We start from the raw sequence: 25,501 nt of genomic DNA on the forward strand, positions 1-25,501 counted from the left end.
GCCAGCGAAGACGGGGGCAGCGCCCCCTTTCCCCGCGCCGGGAAGGGCGCTACACCGCTTGGGTCTGCACGCAAGGAGAGCGCCATGGCCGAAGACGGTGTGAACAGCTTCATGACGGGGCCGGATGAGGCCGGGCGCTTTGGCCTGTTTGGTGGCCGGTTCGTCAGCGAGACGCTGATGCCGCTGATCCTTGAGCTAGAGGCCCGCTATGAACATGCCAAGACCGACCCAACCTTCTGGGCCGAGATGGACGACCTGTGGAAGCACTATGTCGGCCGGCCGTCGCCGCTGTATTACGCGCCGCGGCTGACCGAGCATCTGGGCGGGGCGAAGATCTATCTCAAGCGCGACGAGCTGAACCACACCGGCGCGCACAAGATCAACAACGTGCTGGGCCAGATCATCCTGGCCCGCCGGATGGGCAAGACCCGGATCATCGCGGAAACCGGGGCCGGCCAGCACGGGGTCGCAACGGCGACGGTCTGCGCCAAGTTCGGGCTGAAATGCGTGGTCTACATGGGCGCGCATGATGTGGAACGCCAGGCGCCCAACGTGTTCCGTATGCGGCTTCTGGGGGCAGAGGTGATTCCGGTCACCTCGGGTCGCGGCACGCTGAAGGACGCGATGAACGATGCGCTGCGCGATTGGGTGACCAATGTGCGCGATACCTTCTACTGCATCGGCACGGTGGCCGGGCCGCATCCCTATCCGGCGATGGTGCGCGACTTCCAGTCGATCATCGGCAAGGAAGTGCGCTGGCAACTGGCCGAGCAGGAAGGCGAGGGGCGGCTGCCCGACACGGTGGTCGCGGCCATTGGCGGCGGGTCGAACGCGATGGGTCTGTTCTACCCGTTCCTTGACGATCCGTCGGTGAACATCATCGGGGTCGAGGCCGGCGGCAAGGGCGTGGACGACCGGATGCAGCATTGCGCCAGCCTGACCGGCGGGCGCCCCGGCGTGCTGCACGGCAACCGCACCTATCTGTTGCAGGATGGGGACGGGCAGATCCTGGAAGGCTTCTCGATCAGCGCGGGGCTGGATTATCCGGGCATCGGCCCCGAACACGCCTGGCTGCATGACATCGGCCGGGCTCAATATGTCAGCATCACCGATGCAGAGGCGCTGGAGGCGTTCCAATTGTGCTGCAAGCTGGAAGGGATCATTCCCGCGCTGGAGCCGAGCCATGCGCTGGCCCATGTGATGAAGATCGCGCCGACGCTGCCCAAGGACCATATCATCGTGATGAACATGTGCGGCCGGGGCGACAAGGACATCTTCACCGTGGCCCGTCACCTGGGCTTTGACATGAAGATCTGATCCCGCGTCCGCAGCCGGATCCGGGCAAAGGCCCCGCAGCGCAGGCTGCGGGGCCTTTTCTATGGCCTGCTGTCAGCGCCGCATAAACCCGGGTTTATGCGTGCAAACCAAAGGCCGATTGCGCCAGAATAATCCGCAGACGAATGTTCGGGCCGTTCGTCATGCCCTTTGCTGGCCGTGTCGCCGGTTGGTGCGGCACCCTTGGCGCAGCGTCCCTGTCGGGCGGCGCCCCATCACAGGAGGCATGAGGGATGAAGATGCGGACAAAGCTGAAGATGGTGACGGCGGTTCTGGTGCTGTCAGGTTCGGCGGCCCTTGCGGCGGTGACGACCGACCAGGTGGTCAGCCAGTTCCAGGCCGATGGTTACAGTTGGATCGAGGTGAAGAAGGGGCCGACCCAGATCAAGGTCGAGGCGGTCAAGGGAACCGAGAAGGTTGAAGTGGTGATCGACACCGAAACCGGCGCGGTGATCGACCGCGAGGTCGAGGTGGCTTCGGCCCGCGAACAGGCGCGGACAGGTGTCGAGGTGAGCGAACGGTCGCGCGATTTCGAATCGCGGGACGAAGGGGATGATGAGGGTGATGATGGTGCCAGTGACGATGATGGCAGCGACCACGACAGTGGCGATGACCACGGGGATGATCACGATGATGATGGCGGGGACGACGATCACGGCGGTGGCGGCAGCGGCAATGGTGCCGGCGGCGACGACCACGGCGGCGATGACGACTGACGCCACGCTGTTCTTCAGCGGCATCCCGGCCTTGCCGGGGTGCCCCCCTTGGGCGAAGATCGCCGTCAGCGGGCAAGTCGGCCCCGGAGATCACGGATGAACCGCAGAGGTTTCCTTGCCCTGTCCGCCGCGACACTGGCCCTGTTGCCGGTTGGGCCGGCCTTGGCCCAGGACGTGGTGACGGGCATCGTTCGCCAGCTTGAACGACGGGGCTATCGTGACATCACCGTCTCCCGCACCTGGCTGGGCCGGGCGCGGATTCAGGCGCATGGGCCGCGCGGGCTGCGCGAGATCATCATCAATCCCGCCACAGGCGAGATCCTGCGCGACCTGACCACCCGCGATGGCCGGAGCGGCGCAGCAGGCGGCGATCTTCTGGGGGGTGATGACGACAGCAAAGACGATGACGGCAATGATGATGACGGAGGCGATGACGACAGCGGTGATGACGATCACTCGGGTCACGGCGGCGGGGGCAGCGGTGGCGGTGAAGGAGAGGGTGATGACGACTGAGACCGCCGCCGGGGGGCGCAGGTGAGGCGAAGCTGGCCGCTTCTGCTGCTGTTCATCGCGCAGTTTCTGTGCGCGCTGTTCTTCGTGTTCGACATCCTGACCTCTGTTCTGGGTATCCCGGTCCGGCCGATGCCATGGGAATGGCGCGAACTGCTGGAGGTGGCGGCGGCCTTGGGTCTGATTGCCGGGTTGGGTCTTGGCGGTCTTGCGCTGCTTCGGGCGCGGCGGGACCAGCGCCGGGCAGAGGAAAAGCTGCGCCGGGCCTCGGGTGCGTTCATGGAGCTGCTGGCGGAACGCTTTGACGAATGGGGGCTGACCGCGGCCGAACGGGATGTGGCGCTGTTTGCGATCAAAGGGATGAGCACGGCCGAGATTGCCGGACTGCGCAGCACCAGCGAGGGCACGGTCAAGGCGCAGACGGCGGCGATCTACCGCAAGGCCGGCGTAAGCGGGCGGTCACAGCTTCTGAGCCTTTTCATCGAAGACCTGATGCGGGACGATGGCGCGATCCGGCCGATGACGGGGGCGGGCGGGCTTTCAGCGAAGTGAGGGCGGCGCCCCTTCGGCCTGACCCAGGCCGAACACAAGGCCGCGGCCGATCCGATGCACCAGCGCCGACCAGGCAGCAGCAGTCTCGGACGGCAGTTCGCGGCGCAGCACGCTGTCGAACAGGCCAAGCCAGACATCGAACATCGGGATGCGCACATCGCCCGCGGCGCGGTGTACCGCCAGCGGGTTGCCGTCATAGCCGCGGTCGAACAGGATGGCGTTCTTCCAGAACCGGGTGATCTTTGCCTCATGCGCGGGCCAGTCCTGCACATGGGCGGCAAACACCGGGCCAAGGCCGGGGTGTTGGCGCACACAGGTGTAAAACTCGGCAACCACGGCGGCGATCTGGTCTTCGGTCACGGCAAAGCGCGGCGGAATCATCCGGGGGGCCGTCAGTCGGCAGCGTAAAGCTGCAACACCTCAAGCGGAACGATGTGCAGCGTGTTCTGATGGGTGGCGGCAAGGCGCACCTGGGGCGCGGCGCCTTCTTCATGGGCCTGAAGGAAGCGGCTGGCGCACAGGCACCACTGATCGCCGGGCTTCAGACCGGCGAATCCATATTCCGGGCGGGGCGTCGACAGGTCATTGCCAAGGTATTTCGACAGCGCCAGGAATTCGGCCGTCATCTTGACACAGACGGTATGCAGGCCCCGGTCCATCGGGCCGGTGTTGCAGCAGCCATCACGGAAAAACCCGGTCAGGGGCCGGGTCGAGCAGGGCTCCAGCGGGCCGCCGTGGACATTGAGCGAGGGTTCCTTCATGCCCCCATCATGCCGCGCGCACAGCGGTCTGTCCATGCAGGCCGGGATCAGGGCGTGGTGCAGGTCACGCTGGACCCCGCAACGATGGGCAGGCTGCCGTCTTCGCCCATCTCGCCCATCGTTGTGACGCTGAGCTGCCCGGCCGGGCCGGTGTAGCTGTAGGCACAAAAGCCGAAGCCGGTGCCCGAGCAATCCTCGACTTCGGGGAAGCCGGCGGCGGCAAGATCCTGCGCCTGGCCCGGTGATCGCTGGGCCCCGGCGGCGGGGGCTGCTTGCCAGCCCGCCTGAACCAGAAGCGCGCGCGCAAGGTCGATCGGCAGGCCGTCGATCAGGGGCACGGTTGCCGCATCCTGGCAGAGGTGTTCTTCCAGCGCGGGCGGCGTTACCAGGATGCCCTGGCCAGCAGCGCCCAGGTCAAGCGCGCGAAGGTCGGCCTCGGTAGAGGGCACAACGTCGCCCGACAAGAGCCGGGCCCCGCCCTGGCTGCCGAAGGGCTGCACATAGGCAAGCGTACTGGTGCCGGATTCGGTGGCGTAGATCAGTGCGACCAGCCGGTCGCCGGCAAAGAGGCCGACATTGCCGTCCGACAATTCGCAGGTTCCGCTGGTGGCGGCAGCATAGGTGCCCACGAAGCTGACCGCCGTCAGGCCGGCGGTCAGCGCAACCTCTCCGGTCACGCCCCAGCCCTTGTCCTGCACGGCCCGACCTGCCGGGGTGGTCAGGGTCTCGACCAGAAGATGTGTGCAATAGGTCCGGTCCTCGCCTGCGGCGGGGGCCGCGGGCAGGCGGTCCAACGCAACGATGGTCAGGCCGGAGACCTGGCTGGCAACGCGCGGGGCACCGGGGCCTGCGACCGCGCCCGTGGCTGCAAGGGCCGCCGCCCCCAGTCCGATCCAGATTCGCTGCCGCATTCAGGCCCCCTGTCCACCGTTTCTGCGGACGATTGATCGGCGCGCACGGCGGTTCTGTCCAGTCGGGAAAAGCCGATCCATCGCGCGCACTGGACCCGCCCGGTGCCAGCCCCTATAAGGCAGCCCATGCAATGCGGGACGGGCCTTCTGCGAATTAGCGGCCCGGCGGGCTGAACGGTTCAGCCGCCGGGTTATCCCTGTTTGTCCGCGAGATTCCCGAGAGAGATCCGATGTCCTCCGACACGACCCAGACGCCCGATTACCGCGATACCGTCTTCCTGCCCGAAACCGAGTTTCCCATGCGCGCCGGTCTGCCGCAGCGCGAACCCGACTGGCTGGCCCGGTGGGAAAAGATCGGCGTCTATGACCGCCTGCGCGAGAAGAAGGCGCCCGATGGCGGCAAGCGGCCGCCCTTCGTGCTGCATGACGGCCCCCCCTATGCCAACGGTCACCTGCACATCGGCCATGCGCTGAACAAGGTGCTGAAGGATATGGTGGTCCGTTCGCAGCAGATGATGGGGCATGACAGCCGCTATGTGCCGGGCTGGGATTGCCACGGTCTGCCGATCGAATGGAAGATCGAGGAACAGTATCGCGCCAAGGGCCTGAACAAGGACGAGGTGGATACCGTCGCCTTCCGTCAGGAATGTCGCGCCTTTGCCGCCGGCTGGATCGACGTGCAGCGAGAGGAGTTCAAGCGCCTTGGTGTGACCGGCAAATGGGACGCCCCCTATCTGACCATGGACTATCACGCCGAAGCGGTGATCGCGGGCGAGTTCATGAAGTTCCTGATGAACGGCACGCTCTATCAGGGGTCGAAGCCGGTGATGTGGTCGCCCGTGGAAAAGACCGCGCTGGCCGAAGCCGAGGTCGAATACCACGACCATACCAGCCACACGATCTGGGTGCCGTTCAAGGTGATCGACGGCGGTCTGCCGGGCGCGCAGGCGATGATCTGGACCACCACACCCTGGACCATTCCGCAGAACCGGGCGGTCGCCTTCAACCCGACCATCGAATACGGGCTGTATGAGGTGACGGGCCGACCGGATGAGTCGAACGTCGTGGTCGGCGCGACCTATCTGCTGGCGGACAAGCTGGCCGGCGGCGTCTTTGCGGCGGCAAAGCTGGCCGAGGGGATGTATCGCAGGCTTCGCGCCGTTTCGGCCGAGGAGTTGGGCGCACTGACCCTTGCCCACCCGTTCCGTGGCATCGAGGGGGCCAACGGCGAGTGGGATTATGACGTGCCGATGCTGCCCGGCGATCATGTCACCGACGATGCCGGCACGGGCTTTGTGCATACCGCGCCCAGCCATGGCGATGACGACTATCAGATGGGTGTGAAATTCGGCCTGCCGATGACCTGGAACGTCGAGGCCGACGGCAGCTATCGCGCCGATCTGCCGATCTTTGGCGGGCAGGCGATCCTGACGCCTGAGGGCAAGGAAGGCCCGGCGAATGTGTCGGTCATCAAGCAGCTTGCCTATGCGGGCGCGCTGTTTGCCAAGGGCAAGCTGAAACACTCCTACCCCCATTCCTGGCGGTCGAAGGCGCCGCTGATCTATCGCAACACGCCGCAATGGTTCGTGGCCATCGACCGCACGCTGGACGATGGCATGACGACCTATGGCGACACCATCCGCAAGCGGGCGCTGACCTCGATCAACCAGCTTGTGCAATGGACCCCGGCCACCGGGCGCAACCGCCTGCACTCGATGATCGAGGCGCGGCCCGACTGGGTGCTGTCGCGGCAACGCGCCTGGGGCGTGCCGCTGACCTGCTTCGTGAAAAAGGGCGCGCGGCCGGATGCGCCGGACTTTCTGCTGCGCAACCCCGAGGTCAACGCCCGGATCGTGGCGGCCTTCGAGGCGGAAGGCGCGGATGTCTGGTATGTGCAAGGATTCAAGGAGCGGGTGCTGGAAGGCATCGTGAATCCGTCCGATTATGAACAGGTCATGGATGTGCTGGATGTCTGGTTCGACAGCGGCAGCACCCATGCCTTCGTTCTGCGCGACCGCCCGGATGGTGCAGAAGACGGCATCGCCGACCTGTATCTGGAAGGCACCGACCAGCACCGCGGCTGGTTCCATTCCAGCATGTTGCAGGCCTGCGGCACCAAGGGCCGGGCGCCCTATCGCGGGGTGCTGACCCACGGCTTCACGCTGGACGAGAAGGGCATGAAAATGTCCAAGTCGCTGGGCAACACGGTGGCGCCGCAGGCGGTGATCGACGAATACGGCGCCGATATCCTGCGGCTTTGGGTTGCGCAAAGCGACTACACCGTTGACCTGCGGATCGGGAAGGAAATCCTGAAAGGGGTGGCCGACAGCTATCGCCGGCTGCGCAATACGCTGCGCTTCATCCTTGGGGCGCTGAAGGACTTTGATCCCGCCGAACGGCTGCCGGTGGATGAGATGCCCGAGCTGGAACGCTGGGTACTGCACCGGCTGGCGGGGCTGGATACGGTGGTGCGCGAGGGCTACGCCAAATATGACTTCCAGGGCGTGTTCACCGAGCTGTTCACCTTTGCCACCAGCGACCTGTCGGCCTTCTACTTCGATATCCGCAAGGATGCGCTGTATTGCGACCGACCGGACAGTCTGCGTCGGCGGGCCAGCCGGACGGTGCTGGATCTGCTGTTCCAGCGCCTGACCACCTGGCTGGCGCCGATCCTGGTGTTCACCATGGAAGAGGTCTGGCTGTGCCGGAGCCCCGGAGAGGGCAGTTCGGTGCATCTGGTCGACTTCCCCGAAACCCCGGCCACCTGGCGGGATGAGGCGCTTGCGGCGAAATGGGATGGCGTGCGTGCGGCGCGGCGTGTTGTCACGGGCGCGCTGGAAGTGCAGCGCACGGCCAAGGTGATTGGGGCCAGCCTTGAGGCGGCGCCGGTGGTGCATGTGGCGGATACGGCGATTCTGGCGGCGCTGAAATCGCTGGATTTCGCCGAAACCTGCATCACCAGCGGCCTGCAACTGACGGGCGATGATGCACCGCAGGAAGCCTTCCGCCTGCCCGATGTGCCGGGGGTTGGCGTTGTGTTCGAACGCGCGCCGGGTGAGAAATGCCTGCGCTGCTGGCAGATCCTGCCGGATGTCGGAACGCACAAGCATCCCGGCACCTGCAAACGGTGCAACGAGGCGCTTGGTTAACGCTTTGATATAAAAGGAACCGCGGGGCGCAGGCTGACTGGCCTGGGCCCCGCGAAGGCGCGATCAGCCCGCGACAGGGTGTGCGTAGCCAATCGGTTGAACCGGCCGGGCGGCAAGGCCCGGGGTCACGCCATCCAGCCCCATGTGCATGGCGCTGAGGTGGCTGCGGGTAAGCCCGATATCGTCAAGCAGCCGGTCATCCGCGCGCGCCAGCAAGAACGCGGTCGAACGGCGCATCTGCATGTGGGCGAAAAGACGGCGGAACATGATGATCTCCTTTGGTTGAGATTGTTCTTCTCACAAGGTTTGACATTTCACAAACGAATAGGTTTCATGGGTCGCATTGGTGAAACTCATGGGTCTGCAATGACGGCTCCGCTCGACAGCGATCTGATGCGCAGCTTTCTGGCGGTGGCCGACACCGGGTCGGTGACTGCGGCGGCGGCGCGGCTGTTGCGCACGCAATCTGCGGTCAGTCTGCAGATCAAGCGGCTGGAAGACAGCCTTGGCCAGCCGCTGTTCGACCGGCAGGCGCGGGGGGTTCGCCTGACCCCGCGGGGCGAGCAACTGGTGCCTTACGCGCGCCGCGTGGTGTCGTTGCTGGATGAGGCGGCGATCGCGCTGCGGGAAAAGCCGCTGGTCGGGCCGGTGCGCGTGGGCATCCCGGACGAATATTCCGGCAGTGTGCTGCCGCGCGCCCTGGCTGCCTTCGACGAGCGGCACGAGGGGGTGCAGGTTTCCATCCGATGCGACCATTCCGAAGGCCAGATGGACGCGCTGGAGCGCGACGAGATCGACCTCGCCGTGATCTATGACTGGTCCTATGTCGAGGAGGGCGAGCATCTTTGCATCGACCCGACGGTCTGGGTGACCTCGGTCGCGCATCAGCAGCATCTGCGGCGCCCTGTGCCGGTCGGGGGATACTTCCGGTCGGACTGGTGCCGGGATTTCGCGGAGGAATCGTTGAACCGGCAGGGGATCGTCTGGCGGCAAGCCTGGAGTTGCGATCTGGCGGGGGGCTTGCGGGTGGCCGTGACCAGCGGAATCGCCATCGCGCCGCTGTCGCGCAGCACCATCCCCCCGGGTTGCCGCGAGCTGACTTCAGCGGACGGCTATCCCATCGTGGATTCCGCGCGTGTCATCCTGCGGCGCAATCCGCGCGGCACGTCTCAGGCAATCGAAGGAATGGCGGCAATGCTGCGCGAGGCCTTTGCGCCCTTGTCCAGCCTTCACCCCAGAGCAGAGGGAGCAGGCAATGCCGCGGGCGCGTGACAAGGGAATTGTGATCGGCCGGTTTGCCGCCGGGCCGCTGAACGCCATCACCGATGTGGCGGGTGTGGCGGTGGGGCATGTGACGCTGGTTGAAGGCGACCGTATCCGCACCGGGGCCACGGCCGTTTTGCCGCATGGCGGCAACCTGTTCCGTGATCGGGTGCCGGCGGGTGTCAGCATCCTGAACGGCTTTGGCAAGTTTGCGGGTCTGAGCCAGGTGCAGGAACTGGGCGAGCTGGAAACCCCGATCCTGCTGACCAATACGCTGGCGGTGGGGCGCGCGGTTCAGGCGCTGGTGTCCCATACCCTGGCACAGCCGGGCAATGACCGGGTGACCAGCGTCAATGCGGTGGTGGGCGAGACCAACGATTCCCGGCTGAACGACATTCGCGCCGGCCGCCCGACCGTGGACGAACACCGCGCCGCGCTGGCCGCCGCCCGCCCCGGCCCGGTGGCCGAGGGCTGCGTGGGCGCAGGTACCGGGACGGTGGCCTTCGGCGTCAAGGGCGGCATCGGCACGGCGTCGCGGATCGTGGGGCCGCATGTTCTGGGCGTGCTGGTGCAGGCGAATTACGGCGGCACCCTGCGGATTGACGGTGCCCCGCTGCCGCAGCGGCCGGAGCATGATGTGGACGGTTCCATCGTGATGGTGCTGGCAACCGATGCGCCGCTATGCGCCCGGAACCTGACGCGGCTGGCAACGCGGGCCTTTGGCGGGCTGGCCCGCACGGGGGCGGCCTTGTCCAACGGCTCGGGCGATTATGCGCTGGCGTTTTCCACCGCCGAAAGCCAGCGGCGGGGGCCGGGACGGCCGCCGTCCGGCACGGTTATGGGCAATGACGAGATGTCGCCCCTGTTCGAGGCGGCGATCGAGGCGTCGGAAGAGGCAATTCTGAACGCGCTGTTCATGGCCACCGGGATGCAGGGCTGGAACGCGGGGCAGGGTGATGCCGAAATCGTGGCCGCGATTGGAGACTGACGGGATTGGCCTGCCGGGCCGGCCATGGCAGCATGACCGGAATTTCCAATGCCGACCGGAGGTTGCGATGATGCGTTTCGCCCTTTCCCTGCTGCTGCTTGTGCCGGTTACCCCCGCCTGGGCCGATGCTGATGATGATGCGGCGGTTGAGGTGTTTCGCGGGGCGTTCGGTCAAAGCTGCACGTCCTTTGCCGAAGACGGCAGCCCGATCCGCCCCGCCCGACGGCATGATGTGAAGATGCCGGTGACATGGGGAGAGCCGGAGCAGGTGATCCTGTGGCAGTTCCGCTGCGATCAGGGCGCCTACAACAGCGTCGATGTGTTCCTGCTGAAAACCGAATATGACGGCATCCGGCCGGTCGCGCTGGCCCGGCCCGAAATCAAGGCCGAATATGTGGACCCCGAAGATTCCGAAAGTGCGGTAAAGGCGATCACCGTCATCGGCTGGGGTGCCGATGCCACGGCGATCAACGCGGGTTTTGATCCGGCAACGGGGATGCTGACCACACATGCGCTGTGGCGCGGCCTGGGGGATGCCTATTCGGACGGCACCTGGGTGCTGAAGAACGGCGGGTTCGTGCTGGTTCGCTATGAGGTGGACGCAAGCTATGATGGCGAAATCGCACCGCAGTTGAAACTGGCCTTCCCGTGACCGGCACGCTGCACACGCCCCTTGGCCCGGTGTCGTTGCGGGAAGCGGCCGGGCGCATTGCAGAACTGATGTGGCGGCCAGGCGAGGGCGAGCCGACGGCGCTGGAGGCCGAGGGGCTGCGCCAACTGGCCGAATACTTCGCGGGAAAGCGGCAGGCGTTTGACCTGCCGCTGGACTGGGGCGCCGGCCTGCATGAACGGGTGCGCCGCGCGATGGCGGCGATTCCCTTTGGCGAGACGCGGACCTATGGCGCGCTTTCGCGGCAGGTTGAGGCCCCGGCGCAGGCGGTGGGGCAGGCCTGCGGGGCCAATCCGCTGCCGATCCTTATTCCCTGCCATCGGGTGCTGGGGGCGAACACGCTGGGCGGCTTCTCGGCACCGGGGGGCGTGGAATCGAAGGTCTGGCTGTTGCGGCACGAAGGGGCGGCGGGGCTGCTGATCTGACACCCGATCCGGGGTGCGCTGGCCTGACCTGCGGGCCCGATCTGGCGCCATGGCCCGGGCTTGCGCGGGCGCGGCCAGAGGGATAGCGCTATCTGTAACGGTTCTGTAACAGGCGCGCCCTTCCTTGCCCGCAATCGTTCTGCCTGCCGTGCTGGCCACGGCCTTTCTGCCTGCGGTCTGCAGCCGTCGGGTCTGCATGGGCGGGCATGTCGCGGCCTTGAGGGCGGTTATGCGAGGGGCGGCATGAGCTTCTGGATTTTTGTGGCGGTGCTGGCGGCGGCCTTCCTGCACGCCTTGTGGAACGCGCTGATCAAGGTTGGCACGTCCAAGGTGGGCGGAATGGTGATCCTGTCCATCGTCGAGGTGCCGATCGGGCTGGCGGTGGTAGCGGTTTCCCCGCCCATCGACCCGGCGGCGATTCCCTGGGTGATTGCGGCCGGTTGCACGCATTTCTTCTACAAGTTCTTCCTGACCTATGCCTATGACCGCGGCGATCTGAGCCGGGTCTATCCCATCGCCCGCGGCGCGGCGCCGATGATCGTGACGCTGGTCGGGCTGTTTCTTCTGTCCGATACGGTCAGTGACTGGGAATATGCCGGGATCGCGGTGCTGGCGGTGGGCATCCTGCTGATGGCGCGCGGTGTGTTTTCCAGCGGCGAAAACCGGCGGCTGCTGCCCTTTGCCCTGGGCAGCGCAGCAGCGACGGCGACCTATACGCTGATCGACGGGCTGGGGGCCCGCGTTTCCGGCAGCCCCTGGGGCTATGTCGCCTGGGTTTTCGTGGCGGACGGCACATTCTTTGCCACCGGCATGGTGCTGTTGCGCGGGCTGGATGTCATTCCGCGCAATCTGGCGGCCTGGCGGATGGGGGCGCTGGCCAGTGCGGCCAGCTATGGTGCCTATTCCGTCAGCATCTGGGCCATGACCTTTTCGTCGATTGCGGTCGTCTCAGCCTTGCGTGAAACCTCGATCCTGTTCGCCGTGCTGATCGGCTGGCTGGCCTTTGGCGAGAAGATGACGGCGGAAAAGGCGCTGGCGGCGCTGGTGATCGTGGCGGGCGTCATGCTGACGCGGCTTTAGGTCTTAGCGGACGCGCTTGATGCGTTCGGGGAAGATCTGCTGCGCGATGCCGGCCAGAACCAGATAAAGCGAAGTCAGGATCAGGCCCCAATGCGCCAGGCTGCCTTCGGCAAAGTTGACCATGGCGGCCCAGGCGGCAAAGCAGATCCAGGCGATGCAGACGCCCAGCGACAGGCTGCGCCAGCGCTTGGTGCGCGTCGGGTGGATGAATTTCAGGTTGGTGAACATGGTGATGGTCAGCAGGATCACCACGATCAGGATTGTGCCCTGCGACGGCGCCACAGCAAACAGCACCAGAACAACCATGTTCCAGCAGGCCGGAAAGCCCGCAAAGGATTTGTCCGTGGTCTTCATCCGCGTGTCGGCAAAATAGACGACAGAGCCATAGACGATCACGATGATCGCCAGCCAACCCGTCCAGCCCGACAGCAGTCCCGACTTGAACAGCGCATAGGCCGGGATGAAGACATAGGTCATATAGTCGATGATCAGGTCCATCAGCACACCGTCATAGGTGGGCCAGTTCTTGTGAACCTCGTACTTGCGGGCCAGCGGGCCGTCGATGCCATCGACGATCAGCGCCACCACCAGCCAGAGGAACATCAGGCTCCACTTCTCTTCGACGGCGGCCAGCATGGCGAACATCGACAGCACGGCGCCGGTGGCTGTGAGAAGGTGAACGGACAGGGCCTTGAGACGATCGTGCATGGGCAAGTCTTGAACCAAAGAGCGACGGGGTGCAACAGGGGCGGGGTCAGGATTTCCCCATTGCGGCGCGGGGATGGGCGGCCTCGTACACCTCCATCAGACGGGCGGCATCGACGGCGGTATAGGCTTGGGTCGTGGACAGAGAGGCGTGGCCCAGCAGTTCCTGAATGGCGCGCAGGTCACCGCCCGCCGTCAGCAGGTGGGTGGCAAAGCTGTGGCGCAGCGCGTGCGGCGTGGCCGTGGCGGGCAGGCCAAGCTGAAGCCGCGCCTTCTCCATCGCCAACTGGATCAGGCGCGGGTTCAGCGGGCCGCCGCGTGCGCCGCGGAACAGCGGTTCGCTGGCGGGCAGATCCCAGGGGCACAGGCGTGCATAGGTCGCCACCGCCTCACGCGCGGCGGGCAGCACGGGAACAAGGCGGGTCTTGCCGCCCTTGCCGATGATGCGCAGCACATCGGGCAGGGGGATGGCGTCGCCGGTCAGGCCAAGGGCCTCGGAGATCCGCAGCCCGCAGCCGTAAAGCAGCGTCACCACCGCAATGTCGCGGGCCTGTTGCCAGTCGTCGCGCGCCTGCAGGCCGACGGTTTCGATCACCTCGGCGGCGCCGTCTTCCGACAGCGGGCGCGGCAGCTTGCGGCGGAACTTCGGGCCACGGGCCGATAGAACGGGCGTGGCCTCGGCCCCCGTGCGATCGGCGGCCCAGGCGGTGAAGGACTTGACAGCCGACAGCGCGCGGGCCAGCGACCGCGCCTCAAGCCCGCGGCGGCGCTCATGCGCCATCCAGGCCCGCAGGTCGGATTGCGTGGTGGCCAGCACCGCCGGCAAGCCTTCGGTGCCGCCCTTGTGCTGCGCCAGAAAGCCCAGATAACCGCGCACATCGGCGGCATAGGCCGTCAGCGTGTTTTGCGAGGCCCCTTTCAGCGCCGACAGATGGGCCAGCCAATCCGACAGGGCCGCGCGAAGCTGCGGCGCGATGGCAAGCGTGTCGGTCACGACAGCCAGCGGCGCATGGTGCGTTCGAAGATGCCGGCAAAAAAGGCCAGCAAATCAGTGCCCTGCGTCGGCTTGAACTGGTTGGGGTCTTCGGCGGCGAAGACCAGCATCCCGGGCAGCCGGCCCGCGCCGAAATCCAGCCGCAACAGCGCCTCGGAGCGGATCTTGCCGGCCCGGTCGCCATAAAGCGCATCGCCCTGTGGCGAGACGGGGCGCAGGGTAACGGGGCGCAGCGGCACGTTGCGGCCACCGGCCAGATAGTCGGCCACAAAGCCCGGCTCGGCCACATAAAGCACTTCGCCCAGCTTGCGCAGCACCGGATCATTGGCTTCCTGGCGGCTTTCCAGGACGAGGCGGACGCAGTCTATGCGGAGGGTGGCGGCGACGTCGGTGGAGAGGGTGCGCAGGAAATCCTCGAACCCCAGCGGGTCCAGCATCTGCAGGATGGCGCGGTGCACCTGATTGGTGCCGGCCAGGTTTTCATAGGCCGCCGCAATGACGCTGCGGTGGGTGTCTTCCAGCCGCTCCAGCCGGGTTTCCAGCCGCTGCATGGCGATGCCGCGCAGGTCTATGATGTTGTTTCCCATCGCTCTTTCGTTGGCGGCGACAAGGGCATTCATCACGTCGGTATCGTCAAGAATGCTTTCCGGTTCGGCGATCAGGCGATCGCGCAGGTCTGGTTCGATCATGGAAGGGCTGCCCGGAGTTTTGTGTGATTTGCCCCACACTATAGCGGAAAAGCGGCCTCGGGCGGTAGGGCCTGAGGGCAACAGGAACAGGAATTCTGCCGTCTTGCTGCGGTCTTGCCCGCGTCTTGCTTCCGTCTTGCCGTGCGCCGGGCTGAGACAGCGTTAACCCTTGCGCCCCATGCTGGCCCCGCAACGCAGACCGCGCGGAGACGCCATGCCCGACCTGAAGAAACAGCCGCCCCGCCAGCGCGCCCACATGACCTATATGATGGATGTGATGCGGCGCCTGGAATGGGACTTGCACAACACCATTGAACTGACCGGCCGCATCCCGGCCGAATGGCATGAGATCGCCCAGGCCACGCCGCGATCCGCCCGGGTGAAGGTGAACCTGAGCCTTGAGGCCGATGTGGTGAAGTTCTTCAAGTCGATGGGCGCGGGCTACGGGCCGCGCATCAACGATGTGCTGCGCAGCTACATGCACGCGCGTCTGGCGGGGGTGATCCGCGGCGCCGAGACGATTGCGCATTACCGCGCCCGGGCGGACAGCCACGACGGGCCGAAACCGGAGTTCGGCGACCTGGCCCGGGACCTGGGCGAAGCCTGGCAGGACGAGGGGCCGGAGGTGGAACAGGCGGCCCGGGCGAAGATGCAGGAGACGATGCAGCGCCGGTTCGGGGAAAGCGGCGTGCCGGAGGGGGAGGAGGGGGTGCCTTGGGTGCGGTGAGGCTGGTTAGGCGTATTGCTTCGCGGTTGCCTCTAGGTTTGCAGACAATTGGTAAATGTCCGAAAGGTCGGAAATGTTGTGGCGTGTTTCGTTCTTTTCTGCATCGAAGACGCCTACCGATTTCACGCTCTTGGCATTGAAGTAGAAACGGCAGAGCGGCCGTCTGTTGTTGTCGTCGATAAGGACGCTGCAATAGGATTTGGCGTCGCGTAGAACGATGCGTTTAACGTCGATGACTTTGGCCACGATTGCGCGAGAAATCATGAAGGCCATCTGCTCGTCTTCCGTCGTCACGACATCACTCGAAGAGGCGGGCTCTTCGGCGGCTTTGCGATCTGTTGGCTCGACACTCGGTTGCTCCTTGCCGAAGGTGACGTTGAGCCTTTCCTGAATTCTGTTGCGAACGACTTCATCCAAGGCTGCCTGGATGGCTGGACGAAGCATTTCCACGACGGCCTTGGTGAGCGATCCATCATATATCTGCTTGCCCACATACCGCACGAAATCATCGTCAGGCGCGGCCAACTGCGATGAGATCATCGCGGATGCGGCTTTGACATAGCGCATGTTGGACGCGGCATCGAGGATCGCATCAACGTCGAAGATCGACTTCTGGAACCGCGCCAGTTCCTCAATCTGTCTTTCATCGTGGTTCTGAAAGTCGAAGACGAAGAACGGCTTCTTGTCCATCTTGTTCTTCTCGTCGATGTCCGAGAAGAACCAGACCTCTCGGCCGTTAATCAATATCGCAAGCTTTGCATCAGTCGTGCCGAAGTAACGGAACAATTGACTGTATTGCGCCGATCCGAGTGCAGTCGAGATCGGTTTAACTTCAACGAGAATCTGAATTTTTCCGCCGATCTTGATGGCGAAGTCGATCTTCTCACCCTTCTTTATGCCTACATCTGCGATGAATTCTGGGATGACCTCTTCGATATTAAAGACGTCAAAACCCAAGGCTTGAATGAAAGGCAAAACAACAGCAGTCTTGGTCGCTTCTTCGGTTATCGCGTGCTGCGTCGCATGTTTAGAGCGTTTCACAAGCTCGGCGACTTTTCCAGCAAAGTCCACTTCAACCTCCGCAGCAAAGGGTGTTCTGAGGATACTCCACAGTAACTGAAGGGTCGGCAAGTGCTATTTGCATTGGAAGCTTTGACGCCGCAAATGGGGGTGGGGAGGCGCAACGGTCGGGTGCTGGTGCGTGATGTGCAATGGTTGCACACAGATTGGCGGGGCGAACCCCGTGCTAAGAATTTGTGCAGGTGCACACACTCCCTACGCCGGGTTGCCCGCCCGTCCTCATAAACTGTCTGCCCCCTCCTCGCCCGTCGTCGTGCAAGTCTGACAAGGGAGGAAGGTAGGGTCACGTCATCCCCGCGAAGGCGGGGGGTCATTTGGGGCGCCGAAGATGGCCCCCGCTTTCGCGGGGGTGACAGGGTGGGCGGTGGTCTGCATAAATGCGCACCCTGCGGGTGATGAGCGGCGCCCCCACCCCCATCCCCTCCCCACAAGGGGGAGGGGAGGTGCGGAGGTTGGGGGCGGGATGGGGGACCGACCTTGATCCCCGAGGGGGCGGTCATGACGTCGGCGCCCCGATCAGGGCGTGTTGCTGGTGCGGCCCTGTGTTCGGGCAGGTCGCTTGAGGTGGGGCGGTGTGTGGCCCCACCCCCATCCCCTCCCCACGGAGGGGGAGGGGAGGTGCGGAGGTTGGGGGTCGGGAGTGGTGGGGACAGGGGCGCCGCGCCGCGCTGCCCGGGGGCCGGGCGGGCTTGGGGGGGATCAGAGGATCTTCTGCCCGGTCTTCGCCCAGTCCTTCATGAACTGTTCCAGCCCCTTGTCGGTCAGCACATGGTTGGCCATGGCCTTGATCACCGAGGGCGGGGCGGTCATCACGTCGGCGCCGATCAGGGCGCATTGCGAGGCGTGGTTCAGCGTGCGGACCGAGGCGGCGAGGATCTGGGTCTCGAAGCCGTAATTGTCATAGACCTGACGGATGTCGGAGATCAGTTCCAGCCCGTCAAGGTTGATGTCATCCAGCCGGCCGATGAAGGGCGAGATGAAGGTGGCGCCGGCCTTGGCGGCCAGCAGCGCCTGGTTGGTGCTGAAGCACAGCGTCACGTTGACCATGCGGCCTTCGCCGGTCAGCACCTTGCAGGCCTTCAGCCCATCCCAGGTCAGCGGCACCTTGACGGCGATGTTTTCGGCGATTTCGGCCAGCTTGCGGCCTTCCGCGATCATCTCGTCGGCCTTCAGCGCCACCACTTCGGCCGAGACCGGGCCCGAGATGAAGGAACAGATTTCCTTCGTCACCTCAAGGATGTCGCGCCCCGATTTCAGGATCAGCGAGGGGTTGGTGGTCACGCCATCGACCATGCCAAGGTCGTTCAGCTCGCGGATTGCATCCACATCGGCGGTATCGACGAAGAATCTCATGGGGCCTGTCCTTCTGGCGCGTCAGGGTGGTTCGGGGCTGGAGAAGCCGGGATGCGGCGGGTATTACCGCAAGACAGCCCCGGGCGAAAGATGCAGGGGCGATGAAGGATAGCGCAAGCGTGGCCGAGCGGGTGTTCGACGAAGGCGAGGTGGTGGGCGTCCTGACGACGGAACCGCTGGGGCGCCTGTTGGACTACAAGGCGCCGGAAGGCGGCTGCGGCACCGGCGATTTCGTCGAGGTGCCGCTGGGGCCGCGCCGGGTGCTGGGCGTGGTCTGGGGCAAGGGCGAGGGGCGGTGGGACCCGGCCAAGGTGCGCCCGATTGCCCGCGTGCTGGACGCGCGCCCGATGCGGGCGGAACTGCGCAGTTTCCTGACGCGGGCCGCCGATTACACGCTGACGCCCTGGCCCGCGATGCTGCGGCTGGCGACGCGGGCGCCGGGGCTGTTCGACCCGCCGTCGATGCGCAAGGTCTATCGCCTGGCGGGGCCGGTGCCGAACCGGCTGACCGAGGCGCGGGCGCGGGTGGTCGAGGCGCTGCGCGGCTGGGGCGGGGCCGCCGTCACCCTGCGCGAACTGGCCGAGGCGGCGGGTTGTGGCACCGGGGTGGTGAAGGGGCTGGTCAAGCTGGGCGTGCTGGCCGAGGAGGAGGCGCCGAAGGACACGCCCTATCCGCCGCTGAACCCGGCCGGCCTGCGGGCGCTGGCGGGGCAGCAGGTGGCGGCGGCCGATGCGCTGGTGCAGGCGACGACGGCGGGCGAGTACCAGACCTTCCTGCTGAAAGGCGTGACCGGCAGCGGCAAGACAGAGGTCTATCTGGAAGCGGTGGCCGAATGCCTGCGGCGGGGCCGGCAGGCGCTGGTGCTGTTGCCGGAAATCGCGCTGACGGCCGATTTCCTGGCCCGTGTCGAGGCGCGCTTCGGGGCAAGGCCCGGCGAATGGCATTCCGGCGTGACCCAGACCGAACGCCGCCGGCTGTGGAAGATGTGCGGCGAAGGGGGCGTGGAACTGGTCGTCGGCGCGCGGTCGGCGCTGTTCCTGCCGTTCCGCGACCTGGGCCTGATCGTCGTCGATGAGGAACACGACACCTCCTACAAGCAGGAGGAGGGCGTGCTCTACAATGCCCGCGACATGGCGGTGCTGCGTGCCTCGATCTGCGGCTGCCCGGTGGTGCTGTCTTCGGCCACGCCCAGCCTTGAAAGCTGGGCCAATGCCGAGGCGGGGAAGTACTTGCGCCTTGATCTGGGGGCGCGTTTCGGGGTGGCGGAACTGCCGGCGATGAAGGCCATCGACATGCGGGCGGAAAGCCTGGCTGCGAACCGCTGGATTTCCCCCACGCTGGCGCGCGGGGTCGAGGCGCGGCTGGAGCGCGGCGAACAGGCGCTTTTGTTCATCAATCGCCGCGGCTATGCGCCGGTGACGCTGTGCCGGGCCTGCGGGGCGCAGGTGGGCTGCGATCATTGCGATGCGCGGATGGTGGAACACCGTTTCCTGAAACGGCTGGTCTGCCACCAGTGCGGCGCCACCAAGCCGGTGCCGCAGGCCTGCCCGTCCTGCGGGGTTGAGGGGAAGATGGCGGCGGTGGGGCCGGGGGTGGAACGGCTGGCCGAAGAGGTGGCCGAACGCTTCCCCAAGGCGCGGCTGGCGGTGCTGTCGTCCGACCTGTTCGGATCGGCCCGCGCGCTGAAAGAGCAGATCGAGACGATCGCCGCCGGTGCGGCCGACATCATCATCGGCACGCAGATCGTGGCCAAGGGGCACAACTTTCCGCTGCTGACGCTGGTCGGCGTGATCGACGCCGATCTGGGGCTGCAAGGGTCTGACCTTCGGGCAGCAGAACGGACGTTCCAGTTGATGCGGCAAGTCGCGGGCCGGGCCGGGCGGGCCGACCGCCCGGGCGAGGCCTGGCTGCAAACCCACCAGCCCGAGCATCCTGTGATCCGCGCCATTCTGGGTGGCGATGAAGAGGCGTTCTGGCGGGCCGAAGCGTCCGAGCGTCGCGCCGCGGGCGTGCCGCCCTATGGCCGCATGGCGGGCATCATCCTGTCCGGCCCCGATGTGGCGCAGATCTTCGATCTGGGGGGCGAGCTTGCCCGCCGGGCCGAGCCGCTGCTGCGGGCGGGGGCACAGGTGTTTGGCCCCGCCCCGGCGCCGATTGCCCGCGTGCGCGGGCGTCATCGGGTGCGCCTGCTGGTCAAGGCGCCAAAGGCGGTGCCGCTGCAACCGGCGCTGGCCGAATGGGTGGCGCAGGTCAAGATCCCGGCCAATGTCCGCCTGGCCATCGACATCGACCCGCAAAGTTTTCTGTAACGCCGGCCCATCGGACCCGGCGGCCCTTTCATCTGTCCGCAAATATCCCGGGGGTGCGGGGGCAGCGCCCCCGCCGCAACGTCAGGGATTGGCGGGCGCTTCCGCCGGGGCGGCGCCGTCCGCCGGGGCCGCGGGGGTGCCTTCGGGGGGCGCGGTCAGGATGCCGTTCTGCCAGATGCCTTCGGCCACCTGCCCGGTGGCATAGGTCATCTTGCCCTGACCTTCGCGCTTGCCCGCCTTGAAGGTGCCTTCATAGACATCGCCCGAAGGATAGGTGGCCTTGCCCTGTCCGTTGATCTCGCCGGCGGTCCAGTCGCCGATGTAGCGGAAGCCGTCAGGCATGGTCAGTTCGCCCTTGCCATCGCGCAGGCCGGCCTTGAAGTCGCCCTTGTAGACCGTGCCATCGGCATAGGTCGCGTTGCCGGTGCCTTCGCGCACGCCGGCCTTCCAGTCGCCTTCATAGCGATAGCCATCGGGATAGGTCATGGTGCCGGTGCCATCCGGCTTGGCGGCGGCAAAGCTGCCTTCATAGACCTGCCCGTTGGCATAGGTCGCCTTGCCCGCGCCCTGGATCACGCCGTTTTGCCAGGCCCCCTGATAGGTGGAGCCATCTGGATAGGTGATCGCGCCCTGGCCATCGGCCTGATCGGCCTTCATCGCGCCCACATAGACCGAGCCATCGGGATAGGTCACCGAGCCGGTGCCCTCCATCCGGCCCTCGACCCAGGCACCTTCGTATTTGAAACCGTCCTTGGCGGTGAAATTGCCCTGGCCGTGCCGGCGGTCGGCCTTGTAGTCGCCTTCGTAGACATCGCCCGAAGCATGGACCGTGCGGCCCTTGCCATCGCGCTGGCCATTGACGAAAGCGCCGTCATAGACATCGCCATTGGGCTGGGTCAGCTTGCCGGTGCCGTTGATCTGCCCTTCGGACCAGTCGCCGACATAGGTCAGCCCGTTCGGCATGATCAGCGTGCCCTTGCCGGACCGTTCGCCCTTGGCAAGGCCGCCTTCATAGGTGGTGCCATCGGCATAGGTGATCTTGCCGGTGCCTTCCTTGGCCCCGGCCACCCAGTCGCCTTCATAGCGATAGCCGCCGGGGTTCTCGATCACGCCCTTGCCGTTCTGCTGGCCGTTCAGGAAGGTGCCGGTATAGACCGCGCCATTGGGATAGGTCGCCTTGCCTTCGCCCGTCATCTTGCCTTCGGTCCAGTCTCCTTCATAGGTGCCGCCATCGGCGAAGGTGATCTTGCCCTTGCCGTTCGGCTGGCCCTTGCTGAAGGTGCCTTCGTAGACCGACCCGTTGGGATAGCGCGCGGTGCCCTGGCCGCTGATTTCGCCATCGACCCAGGTGCCGGTATATTCAAAGCCGTTCGGCAGCTTGTAGGTGCCCTGGCCATGCTGGCGGCCGTTGCGGAACGTGCCTTCATAGACCGAGCCGTCATCATACTGCTTTGTGATGACCTCATCTTCCGACTGGGCAAGGACAGGCGCGGCCAGCGCCAGCGTGACGGCAACAACTGAGGCCGGAAGAAGACGCATCGCACAAGGCTCCTGGGTTCTCGAATCCCGGTGGCAGGGTAGGGGCGGGCGGCGGGGCTGGCAAGCCGGGCACCGCGTTGCCCGCGCATCGGCAAGGGTTTTCCCGCGCATCGGTTCTGCTAGAAGCGGGGAATGTGAAAAGGAGTCCCGTGATGACCGACATTTTCCGGCTGCTGCTGGTGCAGGCCAATCCCACCGTCGGCGACATCGCGGGCAATGCCGCGAAGGCGCGCGGCCACTGGCAGGCGGGCCGGGCGGCGGGGGCCGACATGGTGGCGCTGACCGAGATGTTCGTGACCGGCTACCAGACCCAGGACCTGATCCTGAAGCGCGCCTTTCAGGACGAGGCGATTGCCGCCATCGAGGCGCTGGCGAAGGACTGCGCCGATGGGCCGGCGCTGGGCATCGGCGGGCCGGCGCGGATGGGCGGGCGGCTTTACAACGCCTGGTGGGTGCTGCAGGGGGGCCGCGCCACGGCGACGGTGCTGAAGCACCATCTGCCGAATGACGCGGTGTTCGACGAAAAGCGGATCTTTTCGTCGGCCGAGGTGGCGGGGCCCTATGTGGTGAACGGCGTTCGCATCGGCACGCCGATCTGCGAGGATGCCTGGCACCCCGACGTGACCGAGACCCTGCAGGAAACCGGGGCCGAGATCCTGCTGATCCCGAACGGCAGCCCCTATCACCGCGGCAAGCCGAACCTTCGGCTGAACCTGATGATCAGCCGCGTGATCGAGACGGGGCTGCCGCTGTGCTATCTGAACATGGTGGGCGGGCAGGATGACCAGGTGTTCGACGGGTCCAGCATGGTGCTGAACCCGGGCGGGCATCTGGCGGTGCAGATGCCGCAGTTCGACGAGGCGGCGGAGCTGGTGACCTTCCGGCGCACGGCCGAGGGCTGGCGGGCGGATACGGGCGGGATCGCCGATCTGCCGCCCATCGGCGAGGCGGATTACCGGGCCTGTGTCATGGGTCTGGGCGATTACATGCGCAAGACGGGCTTCTCGAAGGCGCTGCTGGGGCTGTCGGGCGGGATCGACAGTGCCATCGTGGCCGCCATCGCGGCCGATGCGCTGGGGCCGGAAAACGTGCGCTGTGTCATGCTGCCGTCGGAATTCACCAGCGCCCATTCGCTGGAAGATGCCACGGCCTGCGCGCAGCGGCTGGGCGTGCGGCTGGACACCGTGCCGATCAGCGGGGCGCAGGCGGCGGTGGGGCAGGCGCTGGCGCCGCTGTTTGCCGGCACCGAGCCGGGGGTGACGGAAGAGAACATCCAGTCGCGCCTGCGGGGGCTTTTGCTGATGGCGCTGTCGAACAAGTTCGGCGAGATGCTGCTGACCACCGGCAACAAGAGCGAGATGGCGGTGGGCTATTGCACGATCTACGGCGACATGAACGGCGGCTACAATCCGGTCAAGGACATGTACAAGACCCGCATGTTCCTGACCGCGAAATGGCGCAACGAGAACCACCGCCCCTGGATGAAGGGCCCCGGCGGCGAGGTGATCCCGCAGCGCATCATCCAGAAGCCGCCCTCGGCGGAGCTGCGGGCGAACCAGACCGACCAGGATTCGCTGCCGCCCTATGAGGTGTTGGATGCCATTCTGGAAGGGCTGGTCGAACGCGAGGAATCGGTCGCCGATCTGGTGGCGCGGGGCTTTGACCGGGCCACGGTGAAGAAGGTGGAGCATCTGCTCTACATCGCGGAATACAAGCGGTTCCAGTCCGCCCCCGGTGTGCGGCTGACGCAAAAGGCGTTCTGGCTGGACCGCCGCTATCCCATCGCCATGCGCTGGCGCGACGGATCTGGCGGCTGAGGGAAAAGGCGCGGCCGCAGGCCTGTTGTCTCGCCTCTGGCGCGCGCAAGGCGCGCGCCAACCGGCTTGGGCGCTGCCTGCCGCGCGGGGATATTTGGGGACAGATGAAAGCGGGGCGGGGAACGGCTGCGGGGCGGCAAACCTGTCTGGCATATGTGGAGATTTGACCTGAGCCCGGCTTGGGGTCTAGAACTTCAGGTCCGGCACCGGACGTTCCCGCGTGGCGGGTTGAGCCGAGGGCAGGTGCGATGACCGGAACCTTTGTGATCCTTGATCTTCTTGGCGGCGTTGCCCTGCTGTTGTGGGGCGTGCGGATGGTGCGCACCGGGATGGAACGGGGCTGGGGCGACCGACTGCGGGGCTGGCTGGAACGGCGGCTGTCGAACCGGATCGCGGCCTTTGGCGGCGGGCTGGCCGTCACCTCGGTTCTGGGCAGCGCCACGGCGACGACGCTGATCGTGGCCAGTCTGGCCGGATCGGGGGTGCTGGCGCCGGCGACCGGGCTGGCGGTGCTGCTGGGGGCGGATGTCGGATCGGCGGCGACGGCGGCGATCCTGGCCTCCGGTTCGTCGGCGGCGGCGATGCTGGCGCCGGCGCTGATCTTTGCCGGCTATGTGCTGTTCGGCCGGTCAGCCGAGTTTCGCCCGCGCAACATGGGGCGGATGCTGATCGGTCTGGGGCTGATGCTGTTCGCGCTGAAGCTGGTGGTGGGCGCGACCGCGCCGCTGCGGGAGGCGTCGCTGTTTCACGAGGTTCTGGGCGCGCTGGCGGCCGAACCATTCCTGGCCTTTCTGGCCGGGGCCATCCTGACCTGGATCTGCCATTCCTCGCTGGTGGTGGTGCTGCTGCTGACCACCTTCGTGATGAACGGCAGCCTGTCCCCCGCCGAGGTGGCGCCCTTCGTGCTGGGCCTGAACTTCGGGGGCGGCCTGCCGGCGCTGTCGGCCACCTTTGGCCAGCCGGCGGCGGCGCGGCGCCTGCCGGTGGCCAACCTGCTGTGCCGGGGCGGGCTGGCGCTGGCGGGGCTGATCGGCATCAGTTTCCTGTTGCAGGGGCTGGAGTATCTGCATCTGACGCCGGCAACGGCGGTGGCGCAGATGCACCTTGGGTTCAACCTGGTGGCGGCGCTGCTGTTCCTGCCGCTGTCGGGGCAGATCACCCGGCTGGTGGCGCGGTTGATGCCGACTGACGAACAGGCCGCCGACCCGACGATGACCCCGCGCTATCTGACCACGCACGCCTCGGTCACGCCGCAGATGGCACTGACCAATGCGGCGCTGGAAACCACCCGGATGGCCGAGATGGTGGCACGGATGACCGAACAGGCGCTGGACGTGCTGGAGAGCGGCAAGCTGGAGACGCTGCGCGAGCTGGCCCGGATGGACGGGCTGTTGTCGGCGCATCGCAAGGCGCTGGGCGGCTATCTGGCGGGCCTGTCGGCCGAGGGCCAGACCAGCGACGAGGCGCGGCGGGCGCGCATGATCCTGCATTATGCGGGCAGCCTGGAACATGCCGGCGACATCCTTCGCCGCAGCCTGGGGGACAGGTCACGGCAGAAGGTGCGGCGCAACATGGTGCTGAGCGACGCGCAGCGCGAGGGGCTGTCCGAGGCGCGCGGCATCGTGCTGGATTCGCTGCGGGTTCTGCCCGCCGCGCTGTGTTCGGATGATCTTGAGGTGGCCAAGGATCTGGCCGGCCAGAAGGATGCCTTCCGCAATGTGGAGGACCGGATCATCGCGGCGGAACTGGCAGACGGATTTGCCGACCCCGAGACCGCCAAGCTGTTCGCCGATATCCTGCGCGACCTGCATCGGGTGAATTCGGCCCTTGCCGCCGCCGCCTATCCCAAACTTGCGGCGGCAGGCGTGTTGCGCAGCACCCGGCTGCGGGCCATCGACGTGCCGGCCCTGGTGGAGAGCTGAGCCCGG

General features: G+C 66.2%; 24 protein-coding genes. 14 read left to right on the top strand and 10 right to left on the bottom strand.

All coding sequences use genetic code 11. The features are described 5' to 3' along the window. Positions 1–84 precede the first annotated feature (84 nt). The 4 genes from trpB (at position 85) to C5F44_RS04875 (ending at position 3,113) form a co-directional block, all read left to right on the top strand. The gene (trpB, locus tag C5F44_RS04860) at positions 85–1,317 is read left to right on the top strand and encodes a tryptophan synthase subunit beta (protein ID WP_107672376.1); all 1,233 of its coding nucleotides are present in this window, start codon (positions 85–87) and stop codon (positions 1,315–1,317) included. Positions 1,318–1,568: 251 nt separating this feature from the next. Further along, positions 1,569–2,051: a PepSY domain-containing protein gene (locus C5F44_RS17940; protein ID WP_181318183.1), complete on the top strand. Its 483-nt coding sequence runs from the start codon at positions 1,569–1,571 to the stop codon at positions 2,049–2,051. 96 nt (positions 2,052–2,147) lie between these two features. Next, positions 2,148–2,564 (top strand): twin-arginine translocation signal domain-containing protein, encoded by a 417-nt coding sequence (locus C5F44_RS04870; RefSeq protein WP_228156823.1) that lies wholly within the window; start codon positions 2,148–2,150, stop codon positions 2,562–2,564. 21 nt (positions 2,565–2,585) lie between these two features. After that, a complete protein-coding gene (locus C5F44_RS04875) occupies positions 2,586–3,113 on the top strand; it encodes a helix-turn-helix transcriptional regulator (protein WP_228156822.1) in 528 nt (175 codons plus the stop codon). Here the strand turns inward: C5F44_RS04875 and C5F44_RS04880 are convergent. Genes C5F44_RS04880 through C5F44_RS04890 form a run of 3 tightly spaced genes read right to left on the bottom strand, consistent with a single transcriptional unit; the run spans position 3,102 to position 4,785 of the window. Next, positions 3,102–3,494, bottom strand: coding sequence for a group III truncated hemoglobin (locus tag C5F44_RS04880; RefSeq protein WP_107672377.1), 393 nt, complete (start codon positions 3,492–3,494; stop codon positions 3,102–3,104). The two genes, C5F44_RS04875 and C5F44_RS04880, sit on opposite strands and share 12 nt — an antisense overlap. Before the next feature lie 11 nt (positions 3,495–3,505). Beyond that, on the bottom strand, positions 3,506–3,874 hold the full coding sequence (locus C5F44_RS04885) for a DUF2237 family protein (protein WP_107672452.1): 369 nt from the start codon (positions 3,872–3,874) through the stop codon (positions 3,506–3,508). A 47-nt stretch (positions 3,875–3,921) separates the two neighbouring features. Further along, on the bottom strand, positions 3,922–4,785 hold the full coding sequence (locus C5F44_RS04890) for a hypothetical protein (protein ID WP_107672378.1): 864 nt from the start codon (positions 4,783–4,785) through the stop codon (positions 3,922–3,924). A gap of 230 nt (positions 4,786–5,015) precedes the next feature. On the opposite strand from C5F44_RS04890, the gene ileS reads away from it, so the two are divergent. Next, positions 5,016–7,934, top strand: a complete 2,919-nt coding sequence (gene ileS, locus C5F44_RS04895) for an isoleucine--tRNA ligase (protein ID WP_107672379.1) — start codon at positions 5,016–5,018, stop codon at positions 7,932–7,934. A gap of 63 nt (positions 7,935–7,997) precedes the next feature. On the opposite strand, the gene C5F44_RS04900 is transcribed toward ileS, so the two are convergent. Continuing rightward, positions 7,998–8,201, bottom strand: coding sequence for a DUF1127 domain-containing protein (locus C5F44_RS04900; RefSeq protein ID WP_107672380.1), 204 nt, complete (start codon positions 8,199–8,201; stop codon positions 7,998–8,000). A gap of 99 nt (positions 8,202–8,300) precedes the next feature. On the opposite strand from C5F44_RS04900, the gene C5F44_RS04905 reads away from it, so the two are divergent. From C5F44_RS04905 to C5F44_RS04925, 5 genes are all read left to right on the top strand, one after another. Further along, positions 8,301–9,206 (top strand): LysR family transcriptional regulator, encoded by a 906-nt coding sequence (locus C5F44_RS04905; protein ID WP_107672381.1) that lies wholly within the window; start codon positions 8,301–8,303, stop codon positions 9,204–9,206. Further along, positions 9,190–10,185: a P1 family peptidase gene (locus C5F44_RS04910; RefSeq protein ID WP_107672382.1), complete on the top strand. Its 996-nt coding sequence runs from the start codon at positions 9,190–9,192 to the stop codon at positions 10,183–10,185. Before C5F44_RS04905 ends, C5F44_RS04910 begins: the two co-directional genes overlap by 17 nt. Before the next feature lie 67 nt (positions 10,186–10,252). Then, the gene (locus C5F44_RS04915) at positions 10,253–10,837 is read left to right on the top strand and encodes a DUF1176 domain-containing protein (protein WP_181318184.1); all 585 of its coding nucleotides are present in this window, start codon (positions 10,253–10,255) and stop codon (positions 10,835–10,837) included. Then, on the top strand, positions 10,834–11,280 hold the full coding sequence (locus tag C5F44_RS04920; protein ID WP_235822513.1) for a methylated-DNA--[protein]-cysteine S-methyltransferase: 447 nt from the start codon (positions 10,834–10,836) through the stop codon (positions 11,278–11,280). Before C5F44_RS04915 ends, C5F44_RS04920 begins: the two co-directional genes overlap by 4 nt. A gap of 243 nt (positions 11,281–11,523) precedes the next feature. Beyond that, complete coding sequence (locus C5F44_RS04925; RefSeq protein WP_107672384.1) at positions 11,524–12,360, top strand: DMT family transporter; 837 nt, start codon at positions 11,524–11,526, stop codon at positions 12,358–12,360. Between the two features lie 3 nt (positions 12,361–12,363). On the opposite strand, the gene C5F44_RS04930 is transcribed toward C5F44_RS04925, so the two are convergent. From C5F44_RS04930 to C5F44_RS04940, 3 genes are read right to left on the bottom strand one after another with little or no spacing between them, the layout of a single operon-like run. Beyond that, the gene (locus C5F44_RS04930) at positions 12,364–13,068 is read right to left on the bottom strand and encodes a CDP-alcohol phosphatidyltransferase family protein (RefSeq protein WP_107672385.1); all 705 of its coding nucleotides are present in this window, start codon (positions 13,066–13,068) and stop codon (positions 12,364–12,366) included. A gap of 46 nt (positions 13,069–13,114) precedes the next feature. Next, complete coding sequence (locus C5F44_RS04935; protein ID WP_107672386.1) at positions 13,115–14,059, bottom strand: tyrosine recombinase XerC; 945 nt, start codon at positions 14,057–14,059, stop codon at positions 13,115–13,117. Next, positions 14,056–14,748, bottom strand: coding sequence for a DUF484 family protein (locus tag C5F44_RS04940; protein ID WP_107672387.1), 693 nt, complete (start codon positions 14,746–14,748; stop codon positions 14,056–14,058). Before C5F44_RS04940 ends, C5F44_RS04935 begins: the two co-directional genes overlap by 4 nt. Before the next feature lie 214 nt (positions 14,749–14,962). On the opposite strand from C5F44_RS04940, the gene C5F44_RS04945 reads away from it, so the two are divergent. Then, on the top strand, positions 14,963–15,475 hold the full coding sequence (locus C5F44_RS04945) for a BrnA antitoxin family protein (RefSeq protein ID WP_181318185.1): 513 nt from the start codon (positions 14,963–14,965) through the stop codon (positions 15,473–15,475). Between the two features lie 6 nt (positions 15,476–15,481). Here C5F44_RS04945 and C5F44_RS04950 read toward each other — a convergent pair whose 3' ends face one another. Both C5F44_RS04950 and fsa read right to left on the bottom strand, forming a co-directional pair. Continuing rightward, a complete protein-coding gene (locus C5F44_RS04950) occupies positions 15,482–16,606 on the bottom strand; it encodes a type I restriction enzyme HsdR N-terminal domain-containing protein (RefSeq protein ID WP_235822514.1) in 1,125 nt (374 codons plus the stop codon). A gap of 648 nt (positions 16,607–17,254) precedes the next feature. Then, on the bottom strand, positions 17,255–17,908 hold the full coding sequence (gene fsa, locus C5F44_RS04955; RefSeq protein WP_107672389.1) for a fructose-6-phosphate aldolase: 654 nt from the start codon (positions 17,906–17,908) through the stop codon (positions 17,255–17,257). 101 nt (positions 17,909–18,009) lie between these two features. Between fsa and C5F44_RS04960 the strand changes: the two genes are divergently transcribed. Next, a complete protein-coding gene (locus C5F44_RS04960; protein ID WP_107672390.1) occupies positions 18,010–20,217 on the top strand; it encodes a primosomal protein N' in 2,208 nt (735 codons plus the stop codon). Between the two features lie 81 nt (positions 20,218–20,298). Here C5F44_RS04960 and C5F44_RS04965 read toward each other — a convergent pair whose 3' ends face one another. Next, positions 20,299–21,756: an MORN repeat-containing protein gene (locus tag C5F44_RS04965; protein ID WP_107672391.1), complete on the bottom strand. Its 1,458-nt coding sequence runs from the start codon at positions 21,754–21,756 to the stop codon at positions 20,299–20,301. 152 nt (positions 21,757–21,908) lie between these two features. On the opposite strand from C5F44_RS04965, the gene C5F44_RS04970 reads away from it, so the two are divergent. Further along, positions 21,909–23,573 carry an NAD+ synthase gene (locus C5F44_RS04970; protein ID WP_107672392.1) on the top strand — a complete coding sequence of 555 codons (1,665 nt, stop codon included), beginning with the start codon at positions 21,909–21,911 and terminating at the stop codon, positions 23,571–23,573. Between the two features lie 248 nt (positions 23,574–23,821). Beyond that, on the top strand, positions 23,822–25,495 hold the full coding sequence (locus C5F44_RS04975; protein WP_107672393.1) for a Na/Pi cotransporter family protein: 1,674 nt from the start codon (positions 23,822–23,824) through the stop codon (positions 25,493–25,495). Positions 25,496–25,501 lie beyond the last annotated feature (6 nt).

The sequence above is a fragment of the Fuscovulum blasticum DSM 2131 genome, assembly GCF_003034965.1.
Classification (GTDB): domain Bacteria; phylum Pseudomonadota; class Alphaproteobacteria; order Rhodobacterales; family Rhodobacteraceae; genus Pseudogemmobacter; species Pseudogemmobacter blasticus.